We start from the raw sequence: 23699 nt of genomic DNA, 5'->3' as shown, positions 1-23699 counted from the left end.
ATGTCTAACAAAAAAGCCGGGAGGAACCCGGCTTTTTCGTGATTTTCGAGATTACAAATTTGTCATTGCGCAGGCGCGGGTTCGGCCGGTGCAGGAGTTGCTTCCGGTGCGGGTGCAGCTTCGGCTGGCGCTGCAGGTGCCTCGGCAGGTGCAGCTTCAGCCGGCGCGGCGGTGCCTTCGGGGGTGGCGGCAGCGGGTTCAGCTGCGGCTGCAGGGGCTGCCGCCTCGGGCAGCGGCGCCGGGCTGTCGGAAAGCGTGCGCAGATAGGCGATCAGGTTGGCGCGCTCGTCCGGCTTCTTGACACCCGCGAAACCCATTGCGGTGCCCTTGATGTAGCCCTTGGGAGAGGCCAGGAAGTTGCTGAGGTGCTCGTAATCCCAGACCACCGAACCGCCCTGCGCGAACTCCTTCATCGCCGCGGAATAAGCGAAGCCTTCATGCGAGGCCAGCGGACGGTTGACGATGTTCCAGAGATTGGGGCCGACCTTGTTCGCGCCGCCGCTCTCCCCGGTGTGGCAGGCCGTGCATTTCTTGAAAACGGCCGCGCCGGCTTCAGGGTTGGCGCTGGCCAGCAATACGGCTATCGGCTCTTCCGCAGGCGCCGCGGGACCACTCTCCGCCGTCTCTTCTTCGGGGGCCTCGATGGCGAAGCCGAACTGTTCCGGAGCGGGGGAGGCGAATATTGCATTGGAGACGATCGAAATCGAGAACACGACGAACACCGCGCCGAGGAGAGCGCCGATCAGCTTGTTGAATTCGAAAGAGTCCATCTGCGCCCAGGCTTCCTGCATACGGCTGGCTGGCGGGAGGTGCGCCTCCACGGGGCAGCCGGCATGTTTTGACAACCGGCCGAGCCCGGCCGAATTGCGGCGGAAACTAGGTCTTTTGCTTGTGCGTTGCAACACCTATAAGGGCGAGGCCAGTGAGACCTTTTGACACTTTCAACCGCCCTTCCGAGACTGATTTACCCGCATCATGTCGACCCTCATTCTGATCCCCGCCCGCATGGCTTCGACCCGCCTTCCGGGCAAGCCGATGGCCGACATTGCCGGCCGGCCGATGATAGTCCATGTCGCCGAAAGGGCGCATGAGAGCGGGCTTGGCCGGGTGGTCGTGGCGACCGACGAACCGGCTGTGGCCGAGGCCATTCGCGATCACGGCTTCGAGGCGGTGATGACCCGGACGGACCACCAGTCCGGTTCGGACCGTATCTTCGAAGCCCTGTCGGCGCTCGATCCTGACGGCAAGGTCGAGATCGTCATCAATGTCCAGGGCGACCTGCCGACCATCGATCCGGAAACCATCCGCGCCGCCTTGCGGCCGTTGGAGGATCGGTCGGTGGATATCGCCACGCTGGGCGTCGAAATCTTCCGCGACGAGGAGAAAACCAATCCCAACGTGGTCAAGATCGTCGGCTCGCCGCTTTCCGAAACAAGGCTTCGTGGGCTCTATTTCACGCGCGCGACCGCCCCCTGGGGGGACGGTCCGCTCTACCATCACATCGGGCTCTACGCCTACCGGCGCGCCGCGCTGGAACGCTTCGTCAGTCTACCGCCCTCGCCACTCGAAAAACGAGAGCGGCTCGAGCAGTTGCGAGCGCTCGAAGCGGGAATGCGCATAGACGCCGAGATCGTGCAGTCGGTGCCGCTTGGCGTCGACACGCCGGAAGACCTGGCGCGCGCCCGCGAAATTCTGACCGGTTCCATGAAAGCCTGACCATGTCCCCCGAAAAGACCAACAAGATATCCTTCCAGGGAGAACCGGGGGCTAATTCGGACACTGCCTGCCGCAACGTCTATCCCTCGATGGAACCGCTGCCCTGCCCGACTTTCGAGGACGCGTTCAACGCGGTGGAGACGGGCAAGGCCGATCTGGCGATGATCCCGATCGAGAACACCATCGCCGGTCGCGTCGCCGACATTCATCATCTGCTGCCTGAATCCCGCCTGCACATCGTCGGCGAATATTTTTTGCCGATCCATTTCCAGCTCATGGCGTTGCCCGGCGTGAAACGGCAGGAGCTCAAGACCATACACAGCCACATCCATGCGCTTGGCCAGTGCCGCAAATACATCCGCAAGAACGGCTGGAAGCCGATGGTCGCCGGCGACACGGCGGGTGCGGCAAAGCTGGTCGCCGAGATCCAGGACCGCACGATGGGCGCTCTGGCGCCCCGCCTCGCTTCCAGCCTCTACGGCCTGGATATCCTGGAAGAGAACGTCGAGGATACGGAAAACAACGTCACCCGCTTCGTCGTCTTGTCTAGATCCAAGAATTGGGTTGAACGACCTACCTCCGATGCGCGGATGATGACGACCTTCATCTTTCGCGTGCGAAACGTGCCTGCCGCCCTCTACAAGGCGATGGGCGGGTTCGCCACCAACGGCGTCAACATGACGAAGCTCGAAAGCTATCAGCTCGGCGCGTTCACGGCGACGCTGTTCTATGCCGACATCGAGGGTCACCCTGACGACCACAACGTCAAACTGGCACTTGACGAGCTTCGCTTCTTCTCCAAGGAGATGCGCATCCTCGGCGTCTATCCGCGCAGCGAATCGCGTGAAGAATGGAAAGTGGCGGACTGAAGCAACGCGGGCCTGCAACGGTGACGTCGGCTACAGGCGCTTGGCGAACCAGTGGTCGGCGTAAGGATTGTCGTTGAAGCGGGCAATTTCGGTATAGCCTTCGCGCCTGTAGAGAGACTGCGCCTCCTTGAGCGAGCGGTTGGTGTCGAGGCACACAGTCTTGACGCCGAAGCCTGCTGCGATCGTCTCCAGTTTGCGCAGCATGCGGCTGGCGACGCCAAGCCCGCGTGCGGACGGTGCGACCCACATCCGTTTGATCTCCGCCGTTTCGGCATCGATCATCCGCAGCGCCCCACAGCCGACGGGACTGCCGTCGAGACGGGCGATCACGAAACTGCCCATGGGAGGAATGAAATCGTCCTCCGTCGTCGTGTTTCCCTTACCCGGGTCAAACCCCTCCTCGAAGCGCTCGGCGAGTTCGTCGAAGTACTGTGCCAGGCATTGCCGCGCTTCCGCAGTGTCGGCAGCCTCCTCCCCTACGGTGATCGACGTGGCGGCGAGTAGCCGCTCGACTTCCGCCATCGCAGCGGTGAGCCGGTCTCGCACTGTCGTTGAAAGCGGCTCGAGAATGGAATTCGCCAGTTCGTCCGACAGGGCGTCGTAGGCTGCGTGCTCGGCACGGCCCTTTTCGGTCAAAATGGCGCGGCGGCTGCGGGCATCTCGGTCGAGCTTCTCAACCGAGACGAGACCCTGTGCCTCAAGCGACCGCAGCATGCGGCTGAGGTAACCTGAATCCAGTCCCAGCCGGCTGCGAAGCGCGCCAAGCCCCGCGCCTTCCGGCCCGATCTCGAAAATAAGCCGTGCCTCGCCGAGCGGGCGACCGCGGCGCAGATAACTATCGTCCAGCGCGCCGACACGGCGAGTCACCGCGCGGTTGAAGCTGCGTATCTGAGCGATTTGCGAAACATCCATCGCCTGACTTTAGTCAGGTATTTTGCCAAGGCAAGATTTATCTGACTTCGATCAGGTAAATTGCATTACTCGCTTTCCGCCCAGGTACCGATGAGGTGATGGGCGATGGCGCCGTTGGGCGGAATGAAAATGCCGCCAGGGTGCGTTCCAGCCATGGCCGCCAGAACTTCGCCGCGAGAAAACCAGCGGCAGTCTTCCAATTCGTTCGTGTCGGCTGAAATGTCCTCGTTCAGCGGCTCGCCGAAGCAGCCGATCATCAGCGAATAGGGAAATGGCCAGGGCTGGCTGGCGTGATAGACCACCCGTCCGAGCCGGATGCCGGCCTCCTCGAAGGTCTCGCGGCGCACCGCGGCCTCGATCGTTTCTCCGGGTTCGATGAAGCCGGCGAGCGCCGAATACATTCCAGGCGCGAAATGTTTGCCTCGCCCGAGCAGGCAGCGGTCGGCGGTAACAGAAAGCATGATCGCGACGGGGTCGGTGCGCGGGAAATGTTCGATATTGCAGGCTGGGCAATGCCGCCTGTAACCGCCCGCCCTCATTTCGGTCCGGTGCCCGCATCTGCCGCAATAGCCGTGGCTGGCGTGCCAGGACAGCAGCGCCGCGCCCTGCGCCAACGCGCCAAGCGCCGCCGGATCGATGAGGCCCTGAATGTAAATCGAGCGGTGGTCGATCGCCTTGATCGTCTCGGGCAGGCTCTCGGGATCCAGGAGGCAGGGTGCCGCAAGTATCGGCCCGCTTTCGTCGAAGCCGAGCAGGATCGCGTCGTCCAACCTCGCTTCAAGCGGATGGCATTCGTCCAGCGCAAAATGCGCGTCGAAGCGGTCCTCGATTCGCTTCAGGAAAAGGCGTCCCTCGCGTATCAGCATCAGCCGCGCGGCGGGATTTGCCAAAGCCTTCTCGACGCTATCCTCGCCGCGCAGTTCCGACTGCCGGTCGATCCGGTTGCCGGCGAAACCGACGAACTGGCTTGGCTCGCGCTCGGGTGCATCGAAAAGGCGGAAGCTCATTCAAATTGGCTCCAGAGACAGTTCAGTTTTCCCGCAGATAGACAGCGGCTGCCGAGATTTCACGCAAGCGAAAAAAGTAAACCGTCCCAAACGCGTTACAGCGCCGCTTTGATCTTCTCGGAAAAGCGCCGGATGTCGTCGGGCTTGTAGGGTTCACGCATGCCGTAGCCCCAAACCGGCCCCGGCCAGCCAGGATCGCCCTCCGACCGGGCGATCACATGCACATGAAGCTGGCGCACGATATTTCCGAGCGCCGCGGTGTTGATCTTGGTGCAGCCGGTTACGGATTTGAGCGCCTGCGCGACCATGTTGGATCTGAAGGTCAACATGGCTTGGTCGAGCGGTGTCAATTCGTGCACTTCCTCCGCTCCTGGACGCTGCGGGACCAGGATTAGCCATGGCCAGCGCCTGTCGTTCATGAGGCGCAGTTCGCAGAGTCCCAGCCACATAAGCTGTTCGCTGTCGGCCTCTAACCGCGCATCGAGCTCGAATCCGGCCTTTTGGCCAGGCAGCATGGGCGTTTTCCTCGATTTTGGCGGAAAGGCTAGAGCGCCTTCCGGACGGCTGCAAGAGAATCATGGCGGAATCGCTCTTCCGGACCGATTCGGCCGGTGGTCTTGCAATTTGCGATGCAATTGACGATATGGAACCCGGGAGGTTGGTGGTGGACGATCCACTCGCCAACCGGGTCAGGTCCGGAAGGAAGCAGCCCTAACGAGCCCGGAACGGGTCATTGTTCCAGCCTCCCACCTCTTCGCAAACCGCGTTTCCAGGCCGCCGCGACATTGACGGCGCGTTGCGGCGCGGGCGACACTCACGTTTCTGGAATCGGCCGAGCACAGTTGGCCAGTGGAGCAAAACGGGCGAATGAGCGAAGCCGGAAGCAACCAGACAGGCAAGGCCCCCGGCGCCTACCGTGTTCTTGCGCGAAAATACCGGCCGGCCGATTTTTCGAGCCTCATCGGCCAAGAGCCGATGGTCCGCACCCTCACCAACGCATTCTCTTCGGGCCGCATTGCGCAGGCCTGGATGCTGACCGGCGTACGCGGGGTGGGCAAGACCACCACGGCGCGCATCCTGGCGCGGGCGCTCAACTACAAGACGGCCGAGATCGACCAGCCATCGGTGGAACTCACGACAATTGGCGAGCATTGCAAGGCGATCATGGACGGCCGCCATGTCGACGTCATCGAGATGGACGCCGCCTCTCACACCGGCATCGACGACATTCGCGACATTATCGAGCAGGTCCGCTACGCCCCGGTCTCGGCGCGCTACAAGGTCTATATCATCGACGAGGTGCACATGCTGTCCACGCAGGCCTTCAACGGCCTGTTGAAGACGCTGGAAGAGCCGCCGCCGCATGTGAAATTCATCTTCGCCACCACCGAGATCCGCAAAGTCCCGATCACCATCCTGTCGCGTTGCCAGCGTTTCGACCTGCGCCGGGTCGACGCCGGGACGCTGACCGCCAATCTGCGCAACATCGCCACTCTGGAAGAGATCGAAGTCGACGACGACGCGCTGGCGATGATCGCGCGCGCCGCCGAAGGTTCGGTGCGCGACGCGCAATCCATCCTCGACCAGGCGATCGCGCATGGCGCCGGCAGGGTGACCGCGGAGGCGGTCCGCTCGATGCTCGGGCTCGCCGACCGCGCCCGCATCGTCGACCTGTTCGAGCATGTGATGAAGGGCGATGCGGCTGCCGCCCTCATCGAATTCCGCGCCCAGTACAATACCGGCGCAGACCCGGTCGCGGTGCTGACCGATCTTGCCGAATTCAACCATCTCGTCACCCGTCTGCGCTTCGTGCCGTCAGCGACTGATGACGCTTCGCTCTCCGAGGAGGAGCGCCGCCGTGGCCGCGAATTCGCCCAGGCGCTGTCGGTACGCGTGCTGTCGCGCAGCTGGCAAATGCTGCTCAAGGGCATTCCCGAGGTGCAGATCTCGAACCGTCCGGTTAGTGCGGCCGAAATGGTGCTCATCCGCCTCGCGCACGCGTCCGATCTGCCGACGCTGGACGAAGCGTTGAAGTCGCTTGGCGACGGGCCGTCGCCTTCTGTAACCGCCCCGCCGCGACAGCCGCTGCCGTCGGGTTCACCCACGAACCCTGGCGCTGGCGCAAGCGCAGTCGCTCAGAGCCGCATGCCGGCCGGCAATGGCGGCGGCCAGACGATGCGGCTGGTTGCGACCGAACCCGCGCCGGCGGAAATGCCGAAGGCCGAACCGGTCGCCGAAGCCGCGCCGCCTCCCGCCGTCGAGATCAAGTCGCTGGCCGATCTGGTCGCGCTGGCCGACACGCATCGCGACATGGCATTCAAGGTGCTGGTCAAGCGCTGCGTGCGGCTGGTCAAGATCGAACCCGGCCGGCTCGATGTCAGCCTGACCGGCGATGCGCCGAAGACGCTGCTCGGCGACCTGACCGTCAAGCTCAAGGCCTGGACCGGCCGTAACTGGCTGGTTTCGCTGTCGCGCGAGGAAGGCGGGCAAACGCTTTCCGAACAGGAAACGAGCAAGCGCGAAAACGCCTTCCAGGACGCCCGCAGCGACCCCGCCGTCGCCTCGATCCTGGCGCGGTTTCCGGGCGCCAAGATCATCGACGTGCGCATCCCCGACGCGCCGGACATCCCCGATATAGACGCCGACCTGCCGCCCGAAGCGGCGATCGAAGACGATGATGAGAACTGAGCAAAGGATATCGCCATGAAGGATCTTATCGGCCTGATGGGCAAGGCGAAGGAAATGCAGGCCAAATTCCAAGCCATGCAGGAAGAAATCGCCAGTCTGGAAGCCTCCGGCCAGTCCGGCGGGGGTCTGGTGCAGGTGACGATCTCGGGCAAGTTCGAGATGAGATCTCTGAAAATCGACCCGTCGCTGTTCAAGGAGGACGATGTCGAGATTCTCGAGGATCTGATTCTCGCCGCGCACAACGACGCCAAGACCAAGGTCGAGGCTATAATGCAGGAAAAGACCAAGGCGCTGACGGCGGGGCTGCCGATACCTCCCGGCATGAAGCTGCCTTTTTAGGTGTATTGATATTCAGGTGATGCCGGCCTGCAAATGTCGGCTTTCTGCGCTTCCGGTACTCGCGTACCTGAACGTACGCTCCGTTTCGGTTCTCGAAATCCGGCCTGACCTGAATCTCAATACACCTAGCTCAGCTGCCGCTGCATCTCGATGGCTGGAAGAACCACGCCCGGCCCCATCTCGACCTCGATAGACCCAATCCGGCGAAAGCCCGCTGCGGCGTAGAATTTCTCGGCCGGCAAGGTCGACTGGCTCATCATGGTATGGACGCCCGCGGCACGAGCCTCGGCAAGGCAATGTTCCAGGAGCAGGCGAGCAACACCCTTGCGCAGATGGGCCGGATGCGTGGCGAAGTGGCGGATATGGCCGACGCCATCGACGATTTCGCCGCCGCCCGGCTTGTCCATCGTCCAGCCGCCGCTGCCCGCGGCCGCCCCGTCGATTTCGGCGATATAGTAGCTCCCGCTCGCCAGCAGCTTCGGATTTGCGCGCGACATCAGCGGCAGGGCGGCGGCAAGCGCTTCGGAATCATACGAACCTCGGGCGAGTTCTCCATAGGCGGCTGTCAGCAGGTCCGATAATATCTTCTCATCGTCGGGAGTGGCCGTTCGGATGATGATGTTGTCCCTGCTCATGAGCCGCCTTTTTTGCTTGCCTCCGGCGAAACCAGCATAGCGCGCCGCAAAGCCGACGCTACCCAATTTCAACCATTCCCGCTAAACCAACGCCATGTCGAAACGAGTCGCCGGCCCCGAAATCGAACGCCTGATCCAGCTCCTGGCCAAAGTGCCAGGGCTCGGGCCGCGCTCGGCAAGACGCGCGGCGCTGCACCTCATCAAGAAGAAGGAGCAGTTGCTCGGTCCGCTGGCTTCGGCGATGAGCGAGGCGGTCGAGAAGGTCCGCATCTGCTCGAATTGCGGCAATGTCGATACGGCCGATCCGTGCATGATCTGCACCGACCCGCGCCGCGACCAGTCGACGATCATCGTCGTCGAGGATGTTTCGGACCTCTGGGCGATGGAGCGCGCCACGGGCCTGAACGCACTCTACCATGTGCTCGGCGGCACGCTGTCGCCGCTCGACGGCATCGGTCCGGATCAGCTCACCATCCGGCAACTGGTCGATCGCGTTGCGGCGGGCGAGGTCAAGGAGGTGATCCTTGCCGTTAACGCCACGGTCGAAGGCCAGACGACGGCCCACTACCTCACCGATCAGCTCGCCGAATTCGGCGTCAAGGTGACGCGGCTGGCGCATGGCGTGCCGGTTGGCGGCGAACTCGACTATCTCGATGAGGGAACGCTGGCCGCTGCGCTGAAATCGCGTACCGTGTTTTGATCTTGATTGCCTTTCATGGAGGCGTGATGCGCCGCACTAAACCACACCTCCTGACGCTTTTCGGGATGGTATTGCTGCTTTGCTCTTCCCCTGCAACCGCCGCAAAGATCGACGAGCAGTTCCGGGCATGGCTCCAGAATGATCTGTGGCCGCAGGCCAGCGCCAATGGCGTCTCGCAACAGACTTTCGAGGCGGCGTTCACCGGCATAAAACCCAATCTCGATCTGCCCGACCTGTTGATGCCAGGGCAAAAGCCGAAGATGCCGAAGAAGCAGCACCAGGCCGAGTTCGGCTCGCCCGGCAGCTATTTCGGCCCGATCGGCGGGGTGACGTCCGGCGGCAGATCGCGCGCCGGACAGCATGCAAAGACGCTTGCCGCGATCGAGAAGCGCTACGGCGTTCCGGGTGAGGTTGCGCTGGCGATCTGGGGTCGCGAATCTGGCTTCGGCACGGCAAAAATCCCGAACAACGCCTTCGAGGTGCTGGCGACAAAGGCGTTCATGTCGACCCGCAAGGACATGTTCCGCAAGGAGGTGATCGCCGCTCTCGTCATGGTCGAGCGCGGCCTTGCCAGCCCGAAGTCGATGAAGTCTTCCTGGGCCGGCGCACTCGGCCAGCCGCAATTCCTGCCGACCTCGTTTCTCGACCATGCCGTCGATCTCGACGGCGATGGCCGGCCCGACATCTGGAATTCCGTGCCCGACACGCTGGGCTCGATCGCCAATTATCTCGTCAATTATGGCTGGGTTAAAGGACGCGACTGGGGTTTCGAGGTGACGGTTCCCGACAGCGTTTCCTGCGCGCTCGAAGGTCCGGACCGGGGGAGAAAAATATCCGAGTGGGCGACGATGGGGATTTCACGCGTAGGCGGCAAGCCGTTCCCGGCGCATGAGGCCCGCGCCGAGGGCTTTTTGCTGATGCCGGCCGGGCGCAGCGGCCCGGCCTTCATCGTCACGCCCAATTTCTACGTGCTCAAGAAGTACAATGAGAGCGACCTCTATGCGCTGTTCATCGGCCATGCCGCCGATCGCATCGCCGGCGGCGACAGGAATTTCGCCGGCCGTTGGGGCAAGGTCGGCGGGCTTTATCGCTCCGATGTGGCGGCACTTCAGCGCGGGCTGGAAGGGCTCGGCTACGACGTGGGTGGCGCGGACGGATTGCCGGGCTTCAAGACAAGGCGCTCTATCGGTGACTGGCAGGAAAAAGCCGGCCGCGCCGCAACCTGTTTTCCGGACAAGGCGCTGGTCGAGGCATTGAGATAGCCTGATGGGCAGCAGGTAAAAGCCTGCAGTCACACCCGCAGGTGACCGAGCGGCACGTGGCCCGGGCCCTTGATGTTCTGCAGCACCAGTTGCGTGTGGACATCGCGCACGCCGGCAAGCCGCATCAGCCGGTGCATGACAAAGGCGTTCAGATCGTCGACCGACGGCACCATGACGTGCAGCAGGAAATCGTAGTCGCCGGTCATCGTCCAGCAGGCGGACACCTCGTCCATCCGCTGAACCGCCGCGATGAATTTTTCGGGCGACTCGTCGCTGTGGCTGGTGAGCCGGACTTGGATGAACACCTCGACCATCAGCCCGATCGCCCGGCGGCCTATCCGCGCCGAAAATCCCTTGATGATGCCGGCCTGCTGCAGCGCCTCGAAGCGCCGCGCGCAAGGCGTGTTAGACAGACCGATCTCCTGCGCCAGTTCTGAAACCGGCTTGCGGCCGTCGTGCTGCAGTATCTCCAGCATCCTGATCTCGAATTCGTCGAATTGAGGCAAGTTCACTCCCGATCCTTGGCTTTTGCTGCGAACCTTACCTCATTTTGCCTTTCACGGCGACATCCCGGGAAACATTCACTCGCGAACCCGGCGTATCCTGTTAGCAGGTCAGCCTTGAGGCCTCGAAATGAGGAGGAACACATGGAAATCAGCGTTCAGGATTATGCGCGCGAATGCGCCGACAAGGGTCTGCGCGGCAATTATGCCGTCTGCCGCTCCGACTTTACCGTCGAACAGGAATACGACTACACCGATGCCGAGCAGGAGGTCTGGCGCATCCTGTCCGACCGCCAGACCAAGCTTACGAAGCGGCTGGCGCACAAATCCTATCTCGACGGGGTTGAAGCGCTCGGCCTCATCGACCGCATCCCGGATTTTGATGAAGTCAGCCAGAAACTGCGCAAGCTAACCGGTTGGGAACTCGTGGCCGTACCCGGCCTCATCCCGGCGCCCGCCTTCTTCGACCATCTCGCCGAACGCCGCTTCCCGGTCACCAACTGGCTGCGCAAGCGCGAGGAACTCGACTACATCGTCGAGCCCGACATGTTCCACGATTTTTTCGGCCATGTGCCCGCTCTGACGCAGCCCGCTTTCGCCGATTTCATGCAGATGTACGGCCAAAAGGCGGAAAGCCTGATCGAGCTCGGCGGCGGCGACATGATCGAGCGGCTCTATTGGTACACGGCCGAGTTCGGCCTGATGCAGGAGGCCGGCCAGGTCAAGGCCTTCGGAGCCGGACTGATGTCGTCGTTCAGCGAGTTGCAGTTCGCCGTGGAAAGCCCCGACGCGCACCACGTGCCATTCGACATCGAGACGGTCATGCGGACGGTCTACGAGATCGACAAATTCCAACGCGCCTATTTCGTGCTGCCGTCATTCTCGGCGCTAAAGGACGGTTTCGAAAAGTCGGATCTTGCTGCGATCATCGCCCGCTGGAAAGATGCACCGGTGCTCGATCCCGCGACAATCTAGAATGCGTAGGCGCCCGCACTGCGGCTCGACTTGGCGTCGATGCCGGCGCGGGCGCCCGTTCCCCCCGCGGGAACTCAGGAATTGCTGATCGTGCGGCTCAGGTGTTCTCCAAGCCTCAGCGCCAGCGTCACGATCGTGGTGGTCGGCGTGCACTGGCCGCTGGTCGCGAACACCGACGAGCCGCCGACGAACAGGTTCGACATTCCGTGAACCTTGCAGTCGCGATCGACCACGCCGAGCTTCGGGTCGTCGCTCATGCGGGTGCCGCCCATGTGGTGGTTGCCGGCAATTTCCATGCCGTCCGGGTAATCCTCGCCGTTGCGCACCCATTCGCTGATGTGAATGCGGCCGAGATCCTTGCGGGCAAACTCTTCGCCGAACAGGCGCATGCCTTCGAGCATCACCCGGCGGTCACTCTCGTCCTTCTTCCAGTGCAGTTCGATGCGTGGCACGCCCGCCGCATCGCGTTCGGTCGTCGACAGGGCGACGCGATTGTGCTCGCGCGGCAACTGCTCCCAGTCCATGTGAACGCGCGCCGTGCATTGCAGCCGCTGGCCGAGCTTGTGCGACAGCCACTCGGTCGTTTCGGGCGCTGCATAGCACGCCATTCCGGCGATCATCGCTTTCACCCCGCGATAAGGCGCGGTCTCCAGCTGCACATGAAAGTTGGGCAGTTCCAGGCGCGCTATCGCCTCGGGCGAAGGCATGAAGAAGGCTTCGCCCTCATGGTCGAGCTCGAACGCCTGGTTGGTGATCAAGGCGTCGCCGGTTATGTACATCGGGTGCTCCATCCAGTAGCGCCCGAGTGCCGCGGCATTAGGCACCACGCCGCCGTTCGAGCGCTCGTTGGACCAGAGCAGCAGGCGCGAATTTTCGAGGCCGCCGGTGGCGACTACGAAATACGGCGCGTGGATCTCGCCGGCTGCCTGGCCGCGCGACCAGAGCTTGCCGCCGGTCACCGAGCGGCCGTCGCCGGAAAGTTCCGTGACCTCTGTGTTGAGGACGACTGCGATCGTCTTGCTCGCGCCAAGCTCGGCTGCATATTTTTCGCCGAACCGAACCGGCTCGCTCTTGATGACCTGGAACAGGCGGAAAGTGTCGGTGATCGGAACATCCGGGCGGAACGGCGACAGTCCCAGTATGTCGTAGGTCTCGTCGAAATGGGGTTCGATATCACTGCGGCGGATCGGCCAGCCCGAGTTCCGGATGTGGGTCTTGGGCTCGAAATCGTAGGATTCGAGGATACGGCACCAGCCCGCCCAATGATTGGAGGAGCCGCCGAAATAGCGCAGCCGCGTAGCGTCGAGATCGAAATAGGGATCGCCGACCGTCACGCCCTTGTAGGCATCCTGCGATTCTTCGGTCCATTCGTTGGAGCCGGCCTCAAGGAGGGCGACCGGAATGCCCGCCGCCGCCAGTCTCCTGGCAATCGTGATGCCGGCCGGTCCCGCGCCGATGACGCAGACCTTCGGCGCGAAACCGGATGCCGCATAGGCGGCAGCGTCCTGGAATATCATAGTATGTCGCTCCGCTTCAGTATCCAGCCATCGACCTCGACGATATCGTCGTGTTCGGTCAGCCGGATGTTGCGGAAGAAGAAGGCGGCGGCCGGTATCGCAAGCAGCGTGCGGAGAAAGCTCCGGCGCGTTGAGCGTTTCGTTCTGGCTTCAGTCATGGTCGTGCTCCGTCAGGGGGCTGCGGCGAGCGCTCCGCTCCGGGACGCTCACGACGGATATAGCCAGAACCATGCCAAACGGGGCTTACGCGCGGTTCGCCGAAGGCGCTTGCCGAGGATATGCTTTCCGCAGGGTTAATGCGTCTGCGTCCAGCGCATTCGATGGCGTGCTCAGCCGACCAGGAGCAGCAGCAGGATACCGCCCACGATCAGCAGGCAACCTGCTGTTTCCAATGCATTTATCTTCTCCTTGAAGAAGAAGATCGACGACGCGAAGGTGAACAGCATCTCGATCTGCGCCAAGGCCTTGACCACCGCCGCCTGCTGCAAGGTCATGGCCATGAACCAGCCGAACGACGCGGATGCGCCGACCAGGCCGACGAACAGAGCGGGACGCCAGGCTCTCGCGATGTGTCCTATTTCTGTACGATCGCGAAACACCATCCAGGCGCCCATCACCAGCGTCTGGAACACAATGACAAAGGCCAGCGTGACCGCCGCCTGCATCATGAAGTTCGGACCGCCGAGCGCCAGCGACGCGGCCCGGTAGGCTACCGCCGACACGCCGAATAGCGTGCCGGAGGCCAGGCCGATCAGCGAATTGCGGGAAACCACGGACGAAACCAGCGTGCGCCAGCTGACGGCCATATGGGCGACCGAGATCAGCATGACGCCAAACACGCTCACGGCAATGGCCGACAATGTGCCCGCCGTCACCCGCTCGCCGAGGAAGATCAAGCCGAACAGCGCCGCCTGCGCCGGCTCGGTGCGCGAATAGGCGGTGCCTACCGCGAAATTGCGGAACGAGAACAGATAGACCAGCAGGAAGGTCGCAGCGATCTGGCCGATCCCGCCGATGACCATCCAAGCGAAGAAGGCGCCATTGACGCTTGGCAACGGATAGCCGGCGAAGCGGTTGAGCGCGAAGACGAAGAACAGCGCGAACGGAACGCCGAAGCCGAAGCGCACGAAGGTCGCGCCGGTCGTGCCCATCACGCCCTTCAGGTGTTTCTGCGCCGCCGACCGCAGATCTGCAGGAAGGCTGCGGCGATGGTGATGGGTATCCAGAGTTCCATGCGTCTTTGGCGGCCACTCATCCAAGGCGACCGAAAAGTCGCGGTTCAGCCTTTAGGCCAACCGCCGCCCGCTAGGCAAGCTGCCTGGCCAACAGCTAGTGTCGACTATGGGTGGAAAAGACTACCGCTCGCCGCCCCAGATTACCCTGCCGCCATAGCGGTAAGCCAATCGCTGCGCCTGACGGCAGCTTGTCGGCTGGGGCTGCTGGCCAGCCGGGCGGTCGTAGAGCCACACGCGGCAGCTTCCCGGCGGTGGTAAATGCCCACGGGGGATATGATAGGAATAGCGCCTGTGATCATCCCGGTCGCGCTCTCGCCAATCGCGGTACTGGTCGCGGTCACGGTGATCCCATGCGCGGTACGAACCCTTGCCGCTCTCGTCCTTGTAAGGATCGGCAAGCGCGGGCGAGGCTATCAGAGCGATGGCACCAACGAGGAAAAGACATTTCAGCATTGGGCATATCTCATAGCAGTTCATCACGGCAGCTGTTCATATGCCGCCTGAACAGAGGCTGAACGGCATTATGGAGATCCAACTGCTGTCCTGGGGTCGCGAACCGAGTACCAGTGGAACGCTACCGGCCGACAGGCTGGGTTCATTCCTTTGACGACAGCCTGCCAATATGTGAATCGTTGGCACGCGAGAAACTGCATGGCCTTTTCGCTGCCGAGGGAGGGGAAACATGTTCGGAGAAGTCGAGGGAACCGGATTCGAGGTTATCGATCCACGTTTTGCCGGTTGCTTCGCCGGGCATGCGCGGGTCGAGCGCTTGTGGACCGGTGCGCGCTGGCTGGAAGGTCCGACATGGTTCGGCCCGGGACGTTATCTCGTCGTCTCGGACATCCCCAACAACCGCATGCTGCGCTGGGATGAAACCAATGGCGTCGTCTCGGAATTCCGCAAGCCGTCCAACAATTCCAACGGCAACACCGTTGACGGCCAAGGCCGGCTGCTAACCTGCGAGCACCTGACCCGCCGGGTGACACGGACCGAGTTCGGCGGCTCGGTCACCGTGATCGCCGACCAGTTCGACGGCAAGCGCTTCAATTCGCCGAACGACCTTGTGGTCAAGAGCGACGGCTCGATCTGGTTCACCGACCCGACCTACGGGATCATGAGCGATTATGAGGGCGAACGACAGGACGAGGAGATCGGCGGCTGCCACGTCTACCGTGTCGACGCCGGGACCGGCTCAGTGACGAAGGTCGCCGACGATTTCGTCAAGCCCAACGGGATCGCATTCTCGCCGGATGAAAGCCTGCTCTACATCGCCGACACCGGCGCCAGCCATATGCCGGGCGGGCCGCGCCATATCCGCCGTTTCGCGGTCTCCGACCAAGGCGGCCTGTCGGGCGGCGAGGTCTTCGCAGAATGCTCGAACGGATTGTTCGACGGGTTCCGGGTCGACCGCGATGGCCGCTTATGGACGAGCGCGGGCGACGGCGTCCACTGCTTCGAGCCGGACGGCACGCTGATCGGCAAGATACGGATTCCGGAGTCGGTCGCCAACGTTACCTTCGGCGGGCCACGCCGCAACCGCCTCTTCATCTGCGGAACCACGTCGCTTTATTCCGCCTATCTGACCATCAACGGCTGAGCCTCAGCGCGCCGCCTCGCGGATGGTCTGCAGCAGCACCTCGAAAGCCGGCGGCCGCGCCGTGTCGGTGCGCATTGTCAGCCCGACCGGCCCTCTTGTGTCCGCGGTGTCGACCGGCAACACGGCAAGCGTCCCATCGGAAAGATCGTTCGCGACTACGCCTTCCGAGATTACCCAGACCGCATTGCTAGCCCGCAGGAAAGCGCGTCCAAAGCTGTCGGAGACCGTCTCGATCTCTGTCGCGATGGCAGGCATGCCGTTGGCTATCAGAAACCGTTCGACGAATGGCCGGATGATCGAGCCGCGCGTCGGCATCAGCACCGGGAAATCGCCAATCCGCGCGAAAATATCCTGACCGGCTTCGAGCAACGGATGCCCGCTCCTGACTGCGAACACCACCTTCTCCGAATAAAGGTGTTCGAAGAAAAAGCCGCTCATTCTCTCCGGCGCCGCCAGGCGGCCGACGACAAGATCCAGTTCGCCGAGGCGGAGCTGTTCGAGAAGCACCGAATTCTCACCGGTCACAATCTTGATGCTGCTTCTGGTGCTTTCTTTCAGGAAGAGCGAGATCGCTCGCGGCATGATCCGGGCCGAGACGGTCGGCAACGCGCCGATGCGCAGCGGCGGCCCCTCGCCCTCATAGGCGTTCGTCACGGAATCGACGCCCTGTCTCACCGCACTGATTGCCATGCCGGCGTGGCGCAGGAATATCTCGCCGTGGCGCGTGATACGGATGCGCCTGCCCTCCCGCTCGAACAGCGAGACGCCAAGCGTCTCCTCAAGTTCGCGGATTGTCTTGGTCACCGCCGGCTGGCTGATATGCAGGAGATTTGCCGCCCCGATCACGCTTTTCTGGCGCGCCACTTCAAGAAAGGTGCGCAGATGGCGAAGCTTGATGCGGGGATCGATCATGCCATGTGATAACCCAATGGTTATCGAACTGGCAAAAGAAATGATTTTACGAAACTGAAAAAGCATATCAATTTGAGAGAAGGAGGAGCCTGGATGCAGTTCACTGAAATCGGCGGCATCACGCTTCATTACGAGCACAGGGACGGCGGGCCGGGAAAACCCCTGATCGTCTTCGCCAATTCGCTCGGCACCGATTTCCGCATTTGGCGCGAAGTCGCGGACGATCTCGCCGCGGACTTCTCCACGCTTTGCTACGACATGCGTGGCCATGGCCTGTCGGGACTAGGCTCCCCACCTTACGAAATCGAAGACCATGCCGCCGACCTTTCCGGCCTGCTGGATTTCGTCGGCGCGCGCGGAGCGATCATCTGCGGCCTGTCGGTCGGCGGGCTTGTCGCGCAGTGCGTTTATGGGCTGCGTCCGGAATTCGTGCGCGCGCTGATCTTGTGCGATACCGCCCACAAGATCGGCACCGCGGAAACGTGGAACGCGCGCATCGACGCCGTACGCCGGAACGGCATCGATTCGCTTACCGACGGCATCCTGAAACTCTGGTTCACGCCGTCCTTCCACACCGAGAAGCCGGCGCTGCTCGCCGGCTGCCGGGCAATGCTGGCGCGGCAGCCGGTCGAAGGCTATGCGGGAACTTGCGCGGCGGTGCGCGACGCCGACCACACTGCCCTGGTGCGACGCATCACAGTGCCGACGCTCTGCCTTGTCGGCGACCAGGACGGCTCGACGCCACCGGCGCTGGTCCGCTCGATGGCGGATCTGATACCAGGCGCGGAGTTCGCGATTAGCGAAAATGCCGGGCATATCCCCTGCGTGGAGCAACCGGCGCAGCTCGCCGCAAGAATCCGCGAATTCCTCGCGCGCAACGATCTCGGAGGCACTGCCGATGCGTGAGGCAGGACCAGCGGACCGCTACGGCGTCGGCATGGCGACACGGCGCGCGGTGCTCGGCGATGCCCATGTCGATCGCGTGGAAGCCGCCAAGACCGATTTCGACCGTCCGTTCCAGGAACTCATTACTGAAGCGGCCTGGGGCCATGTATGGTCGCGTCCGAACTGGACGCAGCGCGAACGGTCCATGGTCACCATCGCGCTACTGGCCGCTCTCGGCCATTCCGAGGAAGTCGCCATGCACGTCCGTGCCACTGCCAACACCGGGGCCAGCCGCGAGGATATTTGCGAGGCGATGCTGCATGTGGCGATCTATGCCGGCGTGCCGGCAGCCAACCAAGCGATCAAGATCGCCAAGCAGGTGTTTAACGAGATGGACGGCAAGGGCGAACAGCGATGACGGAGCGCATATCGAACCGCAGGCCTGAGACCGGCGCATTCTTCCGGCGCGATCTCAACGCTCATCCGCCTGCCTATACGCCGATCTATAAGACCTCCGTGCTGCGTTCGCCGCGGCGGGCGCTGCTGTCGCTTGACGGGACGCTGTCGGAGATCACCGGGCCGGTGTTCGGCCACAATATTCTCGGTGAACTCGACAATGACCTGATCCACAATTTCGCCAAGCCCGGCGAAAGCGCGATCGGGCCGCGCATCATCGTCTACGGCAAGGTCCTCGACGAACGCGGCAAGGGGGTTTCCAGGCGCGCTGCTCGAGTTCTGGCAGGCCAATGCCGGCGGGCGCTACCGCCACAAGAAGGAAGGCTATATCGCGCCGCTAGACCCGAATTTCGGCGGCTGCGGGCGCACTATCACCGACGAAGACGGCTCTTACGCCTTCCGCACGATCCAGCCCGGCCCCTACCCTTGGCCGAACGGCCCCAACGACTGGCGTCCGGCGCATATCCATTTCTCGATTTTCGGCCATGGCTTCGCGCAGCGGCTGATTACGCAGATGTATTTCGAGGGCGACCCGATGATCTGGCAATGTCCGATCGTGCGGACAATTCCCGACCGCGCCGCGATCGAACGCCTTGTCGCGGCGCTCGACATGGAGGCGACGATCCCGATGGACGCTCGCGCCTACAAATTCGACATCGTGCTCCGGGGCCGCCGCTCGTCGCTGTTCGAAAACAGGCTGGAGGGCAACTGATGGTGCAGAGCCTCGATCGGCTGAAGGAAACTGCTTCGCAGACCGCCGGACCCTACGCCCATATCGGCCTGACGCCGAACTTTTCCGGCATTTCGGGTGTCTATGACGGCGATCTCGGCACCGCAATTGTCAACGAGAAAACCAGGGGTGAACGCATTACGCTGAAGCTCAGGGTGATCGACGGGTCGGGCACGCCGCTCAAGGACGCGGTGGTGGAAATCTGGCAGGCTGATGCGGCCGGCCTCTACAATTCGCCTTCGGAAATGCGCGGGGCGGCTGATCCCAATTTCACCGGTTGGGGCCGGCAGGCGACCGACATGACGACGGGCGAATGCTTGTTCGAGACGGTCAAGCCCGGCCGCGTGCCGTTCCCGGACGGGCGGCTGATGGCGCCGCACCTCACGATCTGGATCGTCGCGCGCGGCATCAATATCGGCCTGCACACCAGGATGTATTTCGGCGACGAGGAAGAGGCCAACGCGGAGGACCCGATACTGGCGCGCATCGAGCACCGCGTTCGCGTGCCGACGCTGATCGCGACGCGCGACGGCGATACGTACACATTCGACATTCATCTCCAGGGCGAGCGGGAAACCGTCTTCTTCGACATCTAGACCATGGCTGTCTCGGCTTTCGACCATCCTTTCCTCTCCAGCCTCTTCGGCGACGAGGAGATCGAGACACTCTTTGGCTTCGATGCGGAACTCGCGGCAATGCTCCGGTTCGAGATCGCGCTTGCCGAGGCCGAAGCGGAAGCGGGCGTCATCCCGCAGGAAGCCGCAAGCGCCATAGCCAAGGCGCTCGCCGGCTTCAAGCCAGACATAGCGGCCCTTCGGAATGGCGTAGCACACGACGGGGTTGCGGTCCCGGAGTTGGTCCGGCAGATGCGCGAAGCTATCGCCGCGCCGCATGCCGACCGGCTGCATTTTGGCGCGACCAGCCAGGATGTGATCGACACGGCGCTCGTGTTGCGGCTGAAGCCGGTGCTGGATTTATTCGAACGCCGGTTGGACGCACAGGTGGAAGGTTTCGACCAATTGGACAAACGCTTCGGCCCAAATCCGCTGATGGGCCGCACGCGCATGCAGGAGGCAATAGAGATCAGCGCAGGCGACCGCATCCGAAGCTGGCGCGACCCGCTCGTCGGCCACAAGGCTCGGCTCGAGGCATTGCGGCCGACACTCCTGACCATCCAGTTCGGCGGCGCGGCCGGCACGCTGGACAAGCTCGACGGCAAGGGCGAGGCAGTCCGTGCGGCGCTGGCGCAAAGGCTGGGCCTGGCGAACGTTCCACAGTGGCAGAGCCAGCGCGACCGAATGGCCGAATTCGCAAGCTTCCTGTCCCTGCTGACCGGCAGCCTCGGGAAATTCGGCCAAGATGTCGCGTTGATGGCGCAGGCGGGTGATGAGATCGCGCTGAGCGGCGGCGGCGGCTCCTCGGCGATGCCGCACAAGCAGAACCCCGTTGCAGCCGAAATTCTGGTCACGCTGGCGAGGTTCAACGCCACGCAGCTTTCAGGCATGCACCACGCACTGGTTCACGAGCAGGAGCGCTCTGGTTCTGCCTGGTCGCTGGAGTGGCTCATCCTGCCGCAGATGATCGTCGCGGCCGGCTCATCGCTGCGTCTTGCGGCGGAACTGATCGGCAGGATGGACAGGCTCGGAGCGTAGCCGACATGCATGTCACCGTTTCCAGGAGAAGCCGTTGCGCACGCAGGTCCTGATCGTCGGTTCCGGCCCTTCCGGCCTGCTGCTCGGGCAATTGCTCGCCGGCATCGGCATCGACAATGTCATCCTGGAGCGCGTCGACCGCGATCACCTCCTGAGCCGGGTACGCGCAGGCGTGCTTGAACAGGGCACGGTCGAGTTGCTCGACGAGGCGGGCGCGGGCGAGCGCATGCATGCCGAGGGGCTGCCGCATGACGGCTTTGCCGTCGCTTTCGACAACCGGCTGCACCGCATCGACCTCCACGCGCTGACCGGCAAGCGGGTGATGGTCTATGGCCAGACCGAGATGACACGCGACCTCGTCGAGAAGCGCGAGAAGGCCGGGCTGACGACCGTGTTCGAGGCCGCAAATGTTGCCTTGCACGACATTTCGGGCAGCCCCTTCGTCACCTACGAGAAGGACGGGCAATCGCACCGCATCGATTGCGATTTCATTGCCGGGTGCGACGGCTATCATGGTGTGAGCCGCAGATCGGTCCCTGGGGGCGCGCTGCAGAGCTTCGAACGGGTTTACCCGTTCGGCTGGCTCGGGGTGCTGGCCGAGGTGCCGCCGGCCAGCCACGAATTGATCTACGCCAATCATGAACTCGGCTTCGCGCTCTGCTCGATGCGCTCGATGACCCGCAGCCGTTACTACATCCAATGCCCGATCGACGAAAAAGTGGAGGACTGGAGCGACGGCCGCTTCTGGGACGAGTTACGCCGCCGCCTCCCGGCGGAGAGCGCCGCCGCCGTCACCACCGGCCCGTCCTTCGAGAAGTCGATCGCGCTGTTGCGCTCCTTCGTCGTCGAGCCGATGCAATTCGGCAAACTGTCGCTGGTCGGCGACGCCGCCCATATCGTGCCGCCGACCGGGGCGAAGGGCCTGAACCTTGCCGCCAGCGACGTGCGCTATTTGTTTTCGGGCCTGCGGGAATTCTATGCGGACGGATCGACGGCGGGCATGGACGCCTACTCGGGCCGCGCGCTGGCGCGGGTGTGGAAGGCTGTGCGCTTCTCGTGGTGGATGACCACCATGCTGCACCGTTTCCCCGAAGGCGGCGCGTTCGGGCAGCGCATCCAGGAAGCCGAACTCGACTATCTCGTCCACTCGCGCGCGGCTTCCACTGCGCTGGCTGAAAACTACGTAGGCCTGCCTTACTGAGCGTCAGGCGCGTGGCATGCCCTTCGGCCGCAAATGCCGCTTCTGCGCCGCGATCCTGAACGGCGCGTTCGGAGCGCCGTAACCGCGGTAGCCGCCGCGCCGCTCGACAATCTCGAAAAAGAAGCCCTCGCCGTAATTCGGGCTGTAGAGCTGGAAATACTCGCCGTTGTCGTCGCGGTCATAAAGGATGTTTTCTGTCCGCAGCCGATCGGCGAGATCGGGATCAAGGCCGAAACGAGCCTCCACGTCATCGTAATAATTGGGCGAGATGTGCAGCGGCTCGAAGCTGTTCGCCCGGAGCGCGGCAGCGGCGTTAAATATGTCATCCGTACCGAAGGCGACGTGCTGGACGCTGGAGCCGAAGGACTCATTGATGAAATGCCCGGCGAAGGTGCGGCGGTTTTCGGCGCCGTTCAGCGTCAGCCTCAGGCTGCCCTCGTCGCTCTCGATGACCTGGCTGCGCACCACACCAGCCGGGTCGATGATGTCGACCATCGGCGTCTTCCTGGTCCTGAAGATGGATGTGTAGAACAGCAGCCAGGTCAGCATCTCCTCATACAGCATGGTCTGGCCGACATGATCTATGGCAGTGAGACCGGCATCCCGCGGTGCATCGTCATCCTCGATGGGAACGAACTCAGTCTCCCACACGCGGCGCAGTTCCGACGTCTGGTCAATGAAGTAGATGACCCCGCCGCCGACGCCGCGGATCGCGGGGATGGTCAGTTCGCCAGGCCCGACCGGCTGGCTGAATATCTCCGCGCCCAGTGCCTTGGCGCGTTCCACGGTCGCGGCCGCATTCTCGACCTTGAGGCCGAGGGCGCAGACTGAGGTGCCGTGCACGACGTAGGAGGAATGCGCAAAACCCTCGCGTTCGGTGTTGATGACGAGGTTGACATCCCCCTGGCGGTAGAGCGTGACGTCCTTGGAGACGTGCTTGCCGGATTTCGCGAATCCCATGCCGCGAAAGAAAGCCGCCAGTTCGCGTCCCTCCGCCTCGTTGGCGGCGAATTCGATGAACTCGACGCCGCTCACGGCGATCCGATCGGGCATTTCAGGCAGGCCAGCGGCGGCAGCGGGCTCGTCGCGGCGCACCTGATCCATGAGATAAATCAGCGAGCGACGACCATCGACCGAGATCGATTTTGGCGAGCCGCCGCGAAACTGGTCGTTGAAGATTTCGAGCGACAGGAAGCCGTCATAGCCGGTGGCCGCCACAGCCCGCATGAAGTCGCGGACGGGCAGGTCGCCCTCCCCCGGCATGTTGCGGAAATGCCGGCTCCAATAGATCAGGTCCATCTCGATCTTCGGCGCGTCGGCAAGTTGGACCAGAAACAGCTTGTCCTTCGGAATGGCGCGGATCGAGCCGACGTCTATCTTGCGCGCCAGGGTGTGGAAGGAATCGAGGATCAGCCCGACATTGGTATGGTCGGCTCGACGCACGATCTCCCAAGCGTCGCGGTGGTCGTTAATGTGCCGGCCCCAAGCCAGCGCCTCATAGCCGACGCGCAGCCCGCGCACCGAGGCACGCTCACCGAGCTCGCGAAAATCGTCCGCGGCGCGGTCGATGCCGCCGAGCGAGACGGAGGAGACGTTGGAGCAGACCAGCATCAGGTCGGCGCCCAGTTCCTGCATAAAGTCGAACTTCCGCTCCGCCCGGTCGAAGGCGCGTGACCGATGCGGCTCCGGCATGCCTTCAAAATCGCGGAACGGCTGGAACAGCGTGATCTCGAGGCCGGCATCGCGGACCATCCGGCCGGCCTCGGCGGGCGACGCGTCGGAGGCCAGAAGGTCGTTCTCGAAAATCTCGACGCCGTCGAAGCCTGCCGCAGCGATCGCCGCCAGCTTTTCGGAAAAGTCTCCGCTGATAGAGACGGTTGCGATCGAGGTTTTCATCGGCTTCGACCC

24 protein-coding genes, 1 other RNA gene and 2 pseudogenes are annotated in these 23699 nt (G+C 63.1%); 15 read left to right on the top strand and 12 right to left on the bottom strand.

The window, feature by feature from the left end; all coding sequences use genetic code 11:
• Positions 1-62: 62 nt before the first annotated feature.
• Positions 63-770, bottom strand: coding sequence for a c-type cytochrome (locus ACG873_RS28540; RefSeq protein ID WP_394889167.1), 708 nt, complete (start codon positions 768-770; stop codon positions 63-65).
• Between the two features lie 205 nt (positions 771-975).
• Between ACG873_RS28540 and ACG873_RS28535 the strand changes: the two genes are divergently transcribed.
• Both ACG873_RS28535 and ACG873_RS28530 read left to right on the top strand, forming a co-directional pair.
• Positions 976-1716, top strand: a complete 741-nt coding sequence (locus ACG873_RS28535) for a 3-deoxy-manno-octulosonate cytidylyltransferase (protein WP_394889165.1) — start codon at positions 976-978, stop codon at positions 1714-1716.
• A 2-nt stretch (positions 1717-1718) separates the two neighbouring features.
• Positions 1719-2585, top strand: a complete 867-nt coding sequence (locus ACG873_RS28530) for a prephenate dehydratase (protein ID WP_394889163.1) — start codon at positions 1719-1721, stop codon at positions 2583-2585.
• A gap of 30 nt (positions 2586-2615) precedes the next feature.
• Here ACG873_RS28530 and ACG873_RS28525 read toward each other — a convergent pair whose 3' ends face one another.
• The 3 genes from ACG873_RS28525 to ACG873_RS28515 all read right to left on the bottom strand — a co-directional run bounded on the left by ACG873_RS28525 (position 2616) and on the right by ACG873_RS28515 (position 5019).
• On the bottom strand, positions 2616-3497 hold the full coding sequence (locus tag ACG873_RS28525) for a bifunctional helix-turn-helix transcriptional regulator/GNAT family N-acetyltransferase (RefSeq protein WP_394889161.1): 882 nt from the start codon (positions 3495-3497) through the stop codon (positions 2616-2618).
• Positions 3498-3562: 65 nt separating this feature from the next.
• A complete protein-coding gene (gene nudC / locus ACG873_RS28520) occupies positions 3563-4504 on the bottom strand; it encodes an NAD(+) diphosphatase (RefSeq protein ID WP_394889160.1) in 942 nt (313 codons plus the stop codon).
• A 95-nt stretch (positions 4505-4599) separates the two neighbouring features.
• The gene (locus ACG873_RS28515) at positions 4600-5019 is read right to left on the bottom strand and encodes an HIT domain-containing protein (protein WP_394889158.1); all 420 of its coding nucleotides are present in this window, start codon (positions 5017-5019) and stop codon (positions 4600-4602) included.
• A gap of 138 nt (positions 5020-5157) precedes the next feature.
• Between ACG873_RS28515 and ffs the strand changes: the two genes are divergently transcribed.
• The 3 genes from ffs (at position 5158) to ACG873_RS28500 (ending at position 7531) form a co-directional block, all read left to right on the top strand.
• Positions 5158-5254: signal recognition particle sRNA small type (ffs, locus tag ACG873_RS28510), an RNA gene on the top strand.
• Positions 5255-5371: 117 nt separating this feature from the next.
• Complete coding sequence (locus tag ACG873_RS28505) at positions 5372-7192, top strand: DNA polymerase III subunit gamma/tau (protein ID WP_394889157.1); 1821 nt, start codon at positions 5372-5374, stop codon at positions 7190-7192.
• Positions 7193-7207: 15 nt separating this feature from the next.
• Positions 7208-7531 (top strand): YbaB/EbfC family nucleoid-associated protein, encoded by a 324-nt coding sequence (locus tag ACG873_RS28500; RefSeq protein ID WP_394889156.1) that lies wholly within the window; start codon positions 7208-7210, stop codon positions 7529-7531.
• Positions 7532-7656: 125 nt separating this feature from the next.
• Here ACG873_RS28500 and ACG873_RS28495 read toward each other — a convergent pair whose 3' ends face one another.
• Entirely contained in the window at positions 7657-8166 is a 510-nt protein-coding gene (locus ACG873_RS28495) for a GNAT family N-acetyltransferase (RefSeq protein ID WP_394889155.1), read from the bottom strand.
• A gap of 94 nt (positions 8167-8260) precedes the next feature.
• Between ACG873_RS28495 and recR the strand changes: the two genes are divergently transcribed.
• Both recR and ACG873_RS28485 read left to right on the top strand, forming a co-directional pair.
• Positions 8261-8866 carry a recombination mediator RecR gene (recR, locus tag ACG873_RS28490; protein ID WP_394889154.1) on the top strand — a complete coding sequence of 202 codons (606 nt, stop codon included), beginning with the start codon at positions 8261-8263 and terminating at the stop codon, positions 8864-8866.
• Positions 8867-8931: 65 nt separating this feature from the next.
• Entirely contained in the window at positions 8932-10128 is a 1197-nt protein-coding gene (locus ACG873_RS28485; protein ID WP_394893751.1) for a lytic murein transglycosylase, read from the top strand.
• A 29-nt stretch (positions 10129-10157) separates the two neighbouring features.
• Here the strand turns inward: ACG873_RS28485 and ACG873_RS28480 are convergent, their stop codons facing one another.
• Positions 10158-10634: an Lrp/AsnC family transcriptional regulator gene (locus ACG873_RS28480; RefSeq protein WP_394893750.1), complete on the bottom strand. Its 477-nt coding sequence runs from the start codon at positions 10632-10634 to the stop codon at positions 10158-10160.
• Between the two features lie 141 nt (positions 10635-10775).
• On the opposite strand from ACG873_RS28480, the gene phhA reads away from it, so the two are divergent.
• Positions 10776-11606, top strand: a complete 831-nt coding sequence (phhA, locus tag ACG873_RS28475) for a phenylalanine 4-monooxygenase (RefSeq protein ID WP_394889153.1) — start codon at positions 10776-10778, stop codon at positions 11604-11606.
• Positions 11607-11680: 74 nt separating this feature from the next.
• Here phhA and ACG873_RS28470 read toward each other — a convergent pair whose 3' ends face one another.
• The 4 genes and pseudogenes from ACG873_RS28470 to ACG873_RS28455 all read right to left on the bottom strand — a co-directional run bounded on the left by ACG873_RS28470 (position 11681) and on the right by ACG873_RS28455 (position 14811).
• A complete protein-coding gene (locus ACG873_RS28470) occupies positions 11681-13123 on the bottom strand; it encodes an FAD-dependent oxidoreductase (protein ID WP_394889152.1) in 1443 nt (480 codons plus the stop codon).
• Complete coding sequence (locus ACG873_RS28465; RefSeq protein ID WP_394889150.1) at positions 13120-13281, bottom strand: hypothetical protein; 162 nt, start codon at positions 13279-13281, stop codon at positions 13120-13122. The genes ACG873_RS28470 and ACG873_RS28465 overlap by 4 nt, the downstream gene beginning before the upstream one ends.
• Before the next feature lie 171 nt (positions 13282-13452).
• Positions 13453-14357 (bottom strand): annotated as a pseudogene (locus ACG873_RS28460) (EamA family transporter).
• 121 nt (positions 14358-14478) lie between these two features.
• Positions 14479-14811, bottom strand: coding sequence for a hypothetical protein (locus ACG873_RS28455; protein ID WP_394889148.1), 333 nt, complete (start codon positions 14809-14811; stop codon positions 14479-14481).
• A gap of 229 nt (positions 14812-15040) precedes the next feature.
• Here ACG873_RS28455 and ACG873_RS28450 point away from each other — a divergent pair, with 229 nt between their 5' ends.
• Positions 15041-15955, top strand: coding sequence for an SMP-30/gluconolactonase/LRE family protein (locus tag ACG873_RS28450; protein WP_394889147.1), 915 nt, complete (start codon positions 15041-15043; stop codon positions 15953-15955).
• A 3-nt stretch (positions 15956-15958) separates the two neighbouring features.
• Here the strand turns inward: ACG873_RS28450 and pcaQ are convergent, their stop codons facing one another.
• On the bottom strand, positions 15959-16867 hold the full coding sequence (gene pcaQ, locus ACG873_RS28445; RefSeq protein ID WP_394889146.1) for a pca operon transcription factor PcaQ: 909 nt from the start codon (positions 16865-16867) through the stop codon (positions 15959-15961).
• A 93-nt stretch (positions 16868-16960) separates the two neighbouring features.
• Here pcaQ and pcaD point away from each other — a divergent pair, with 93 nt between their 5' ends.
• The 6 genes and pseudogenes from pcaD (at position 16961) to pobA (ending at position 21791) form a co-directional block, all read left to right on the top strand.
• Positions 16961-17773, top strand: a complete 813-nt coding sequence (gene pcaD, locus ACG873_RS28440; RefSeq protein WP_394889145.1) for a 3-oxoadipate enol-lactonase — start codon at positions 16961-16963, stop codon at positions 17771-17773.
• The gene (pcaC, locus tag ACG873_RS28435) at positions 17766-18170 is read left to right on the top strand and encodes a 4-carboxymuconolactone decarboxylase (protein ID WP_394889144.1); all 405 of its coding nucleotides are present in this window, start codon (positions 17766-17768) and stop codon (positions 18168-18170) included. The genes pcaD and pcaC overlap by 8 nt, the downstream gene beginning before the upstream one ends.
• Positions 18167-18920, top strand: a pseudogene (pcaH, locus tag ACG873_RS28430) (protocatechuate 3,4-dioxygenase subunit beta). Before pcaC ends, pcaH begins: the two are co-directional and overlap by 4 nt.
• Complete coding sequence (gene pcaG, locus ACG873_RS28425) at positions 18920-19534, top strand: protocatechuate 3,4-dioxygenase subunit alpha (protein WP_394889143.1); 615 nt, start codon at positions 18920-18922, stop codon at positions 19532-19534. Before pcaH ends, pcaG begins: the two are co-directional and overlap by 1 nt.
• Positions 19535-19537: 3 nt before the next feature.
• On the top strand, positions 19538-20590 hold the full coding sequence (locus ACG873_RS28420) for a 3-carboxy-cis,cis-muconate cycloisomerase (protein WP_394889142.1): 1053 nt from the start codon (positions 19538-19540) through the stop codon (positions 20588-20590).
• A 34-nt stretch (positions 20591-20624) separates the two neighbouring features.
• Positions 20625-21791, top strand: a complete 1167-nt coding sequence (pobA, locus tag ACG873_RS28415) for a 4-hydroxybenzoate 3-monooxygenase (protein ID WP_394889141.1) — start codon at positions 20625-20627, stop codon at positions 21789-21791.
• A 3-nt stretch (positions 21792-21794) separates the two neighbouring features.
• Here pobA and ACG873_RS28410 read toward each other — a convergent pair whose 3' ends face one another.
• Positions 21795-23687, bottom strand: a complete 1893-nt coding sequence (locus ACG873_RS28410; protein WP_394889140.1) for a bifunctional sugar phosphate isomerase/epimerase/4-hydroxyphenylpyruvate dioxygenase family protein — start codon at positions 23685-23687, stop codon at positions 21795-21797.
• Positions 23688-23699 lie beyond the last annotated feature (12 nt).

The sequence above is a fragment of the Allomesorhizobium aridi genome (assembly GCF_043769475.1).
Lineage (GTDB): Bacteria > Pseudomonadota > Alphaproteobacteria > Rhizobiales > Rhizobiaceae > Allomesorhizobium.
The sequence above is the reverse complement of the archived record's forward strand: the minus strand, read 5'-3'. Positions and strand labels throughout refer to the sequence as shown.

What these genes read in the sequence shown, in the direction of transcription:
- pcaD (WP_394889145.1), top strand. Translation starts at nt 16,961, where the DNA reads ATGCAGTTCACTGAAATCGGCGGCATCACGCTTCATTACGAGCACAGG.
- ACG873_RS28485 (WP_394893751.1), top strand. Translation starts at nt 8,932, where the DNA reads ATGGTATTGCTGCTTTGCTCTTCCCCTGCAACCGCCGCAAAGATCGAC.
- recR (WP_394889154.1), top strand. Translation starts at nt 8,261, where the DNA reads ATGTCGAAACGAGTCGCCGGCCCCGAAATCGAACGCCTGATCCAGCTC.
- ACG873_RS28540 (WP_394889167.1), bottom strand. Translation starts at nt 770, where the DNA reads ATGGACTCTTTCGAATTCAACAAGCTGATCGGCGCTCTCCTCGGCGCG.
- ACG873_RS28495 (WP_394889155.1), bottom strand. Translation starts at nt 8,166, where the DNA reads ATGAGCAGGGACAACATCATCATCCGAACGGCCACTCCCGACGATGAG.
- ACG873_RS28530 (WP_394889163.1), top strand. Translation starts at nt 1,719, where the DNA reads ATGTCCCCCGAAAAGACCAACAAGATATCCTTCCAGGGAGAACCGGGG.
- ACG873_RS28470 (WP_394889152.1), bottom strand. Translation starts at nt 13,123, where the DNA reads ATGATATTCCAGGACGCTGCCGCCTATGCGGCATCCGGTTTCGCGCCG.
- ACG873_RS28515 (WP_394889158.1), bottom strand. Translation starts at nt 5,019, where the DNA reads ATGCTGCCTGGCCAAAAGGCCGGATTCGAGCTCGATGCGCGGTTAGAG.
- ACG873_RS28410 (WP_394889140.1), bottom strand. Translation starts at nt 23,687, where the DNA reads ATGAAAACCTCGATCGCAACCGTCTCTATCAGCGGAGACTTTTCCGAA.
- pcaC (WP_394889144.1), top strand. Translation starts at nt 17,766, where the DNA reads ATGCGTGAGGCAGGACCAGCGGACCGCTACGGCGTCGGCATGGCGACA.
- ACG873_RS28450 (WP_394889147.1), top strand. Translation starts at nt 15,041, where the DNA reads ATGTTCGGAGAAGTCGAGGGAACCGGATTCGAGGTTATCGATCCACGT.
- ACG873_RS28505 (WP_394889157.1), top strand. Translation starts at nt 5,372, where the DNA reads ATGAGCGAAGCCGGAAGCAACCAGACAGGCAAGGCCCCCGGCGCCTAC.
- ACG873_RS28465 (WP_394889150.1), bottom strand. Translation starts at nt 13,281, where the DNA reads ATGACTGAAGCCAGAACGAAACGCTCAACGCGCCGGAGCTTTCTCCGC.
- phhA (WP_394889153.1), top strand. Translation starts at nt 10,776, where the DNA reads ATGGAAATCAGCGTTCAGGATTATGCGCGCGAATGCGCCGACAAGGGT.
- pcaG (WP_394889143.1), top strand. Translation starts at nt 18,920, where the DNA reads ATGGTGCAGAGCCTCGATCGGCTGAAGGAAACTGCTTCGCAGACCGCC.
- nudC (WP_394889160.1), bottom strand. Translation starts at nt 4,504, where the DNA reads ATGAGCTTCCGCCTTTTCGATGCACCCGAGCGCGAGCCAAGCCAGTTC.
- ACG873_RS28455 (WP_394889148.1), bottom strand. Translation starts at nt 14,811, where the DNA reads ATGCTGAAATGTCTTTTCCTCGTTGGTGCCATCGCTCTGATAGCCTCG.
- ACG873_RS28420 (WP_394889142.1), top strand. Translation starts at nt 19,538, where the DNA reads ATGGCTGTCTCGGCTTTCGACCATCCTTTCCTCTCCAGCCTCTTCGGC.
- ACG873_RS28525 (WP_394889161.1), bottom strand. Translation starts at nt 3,497, where the DNA reads ATGGATGTTTCGCAAATCGCTCAGATACGCAGCTTCAACCGCGCGGTG.
- ACG873_RS28535 (WP_394889165.1), top strand. Translation starts at nt 976, where the DNA reads ATGTCGACCCTCATTCTGATCCCCGCCCGCATGGCTTCGACCCGCCTT.
- ACG873_RS28500 (WP_394889156.1), top strand. Translation starts at nt 7,208, where the DNA reads ATGAAGGATCTTATCGGCCTGATGGGCAAGGCGAAGGAAATGCAGGCC.
- pcaQ (WP_394889146.1), bottom strand. Translation starts at nt 16,867, where the DNA reads ATGATCGATCCCCGCATCAAGCTTCGCCATCTGCGCACCTTTCTTGAA.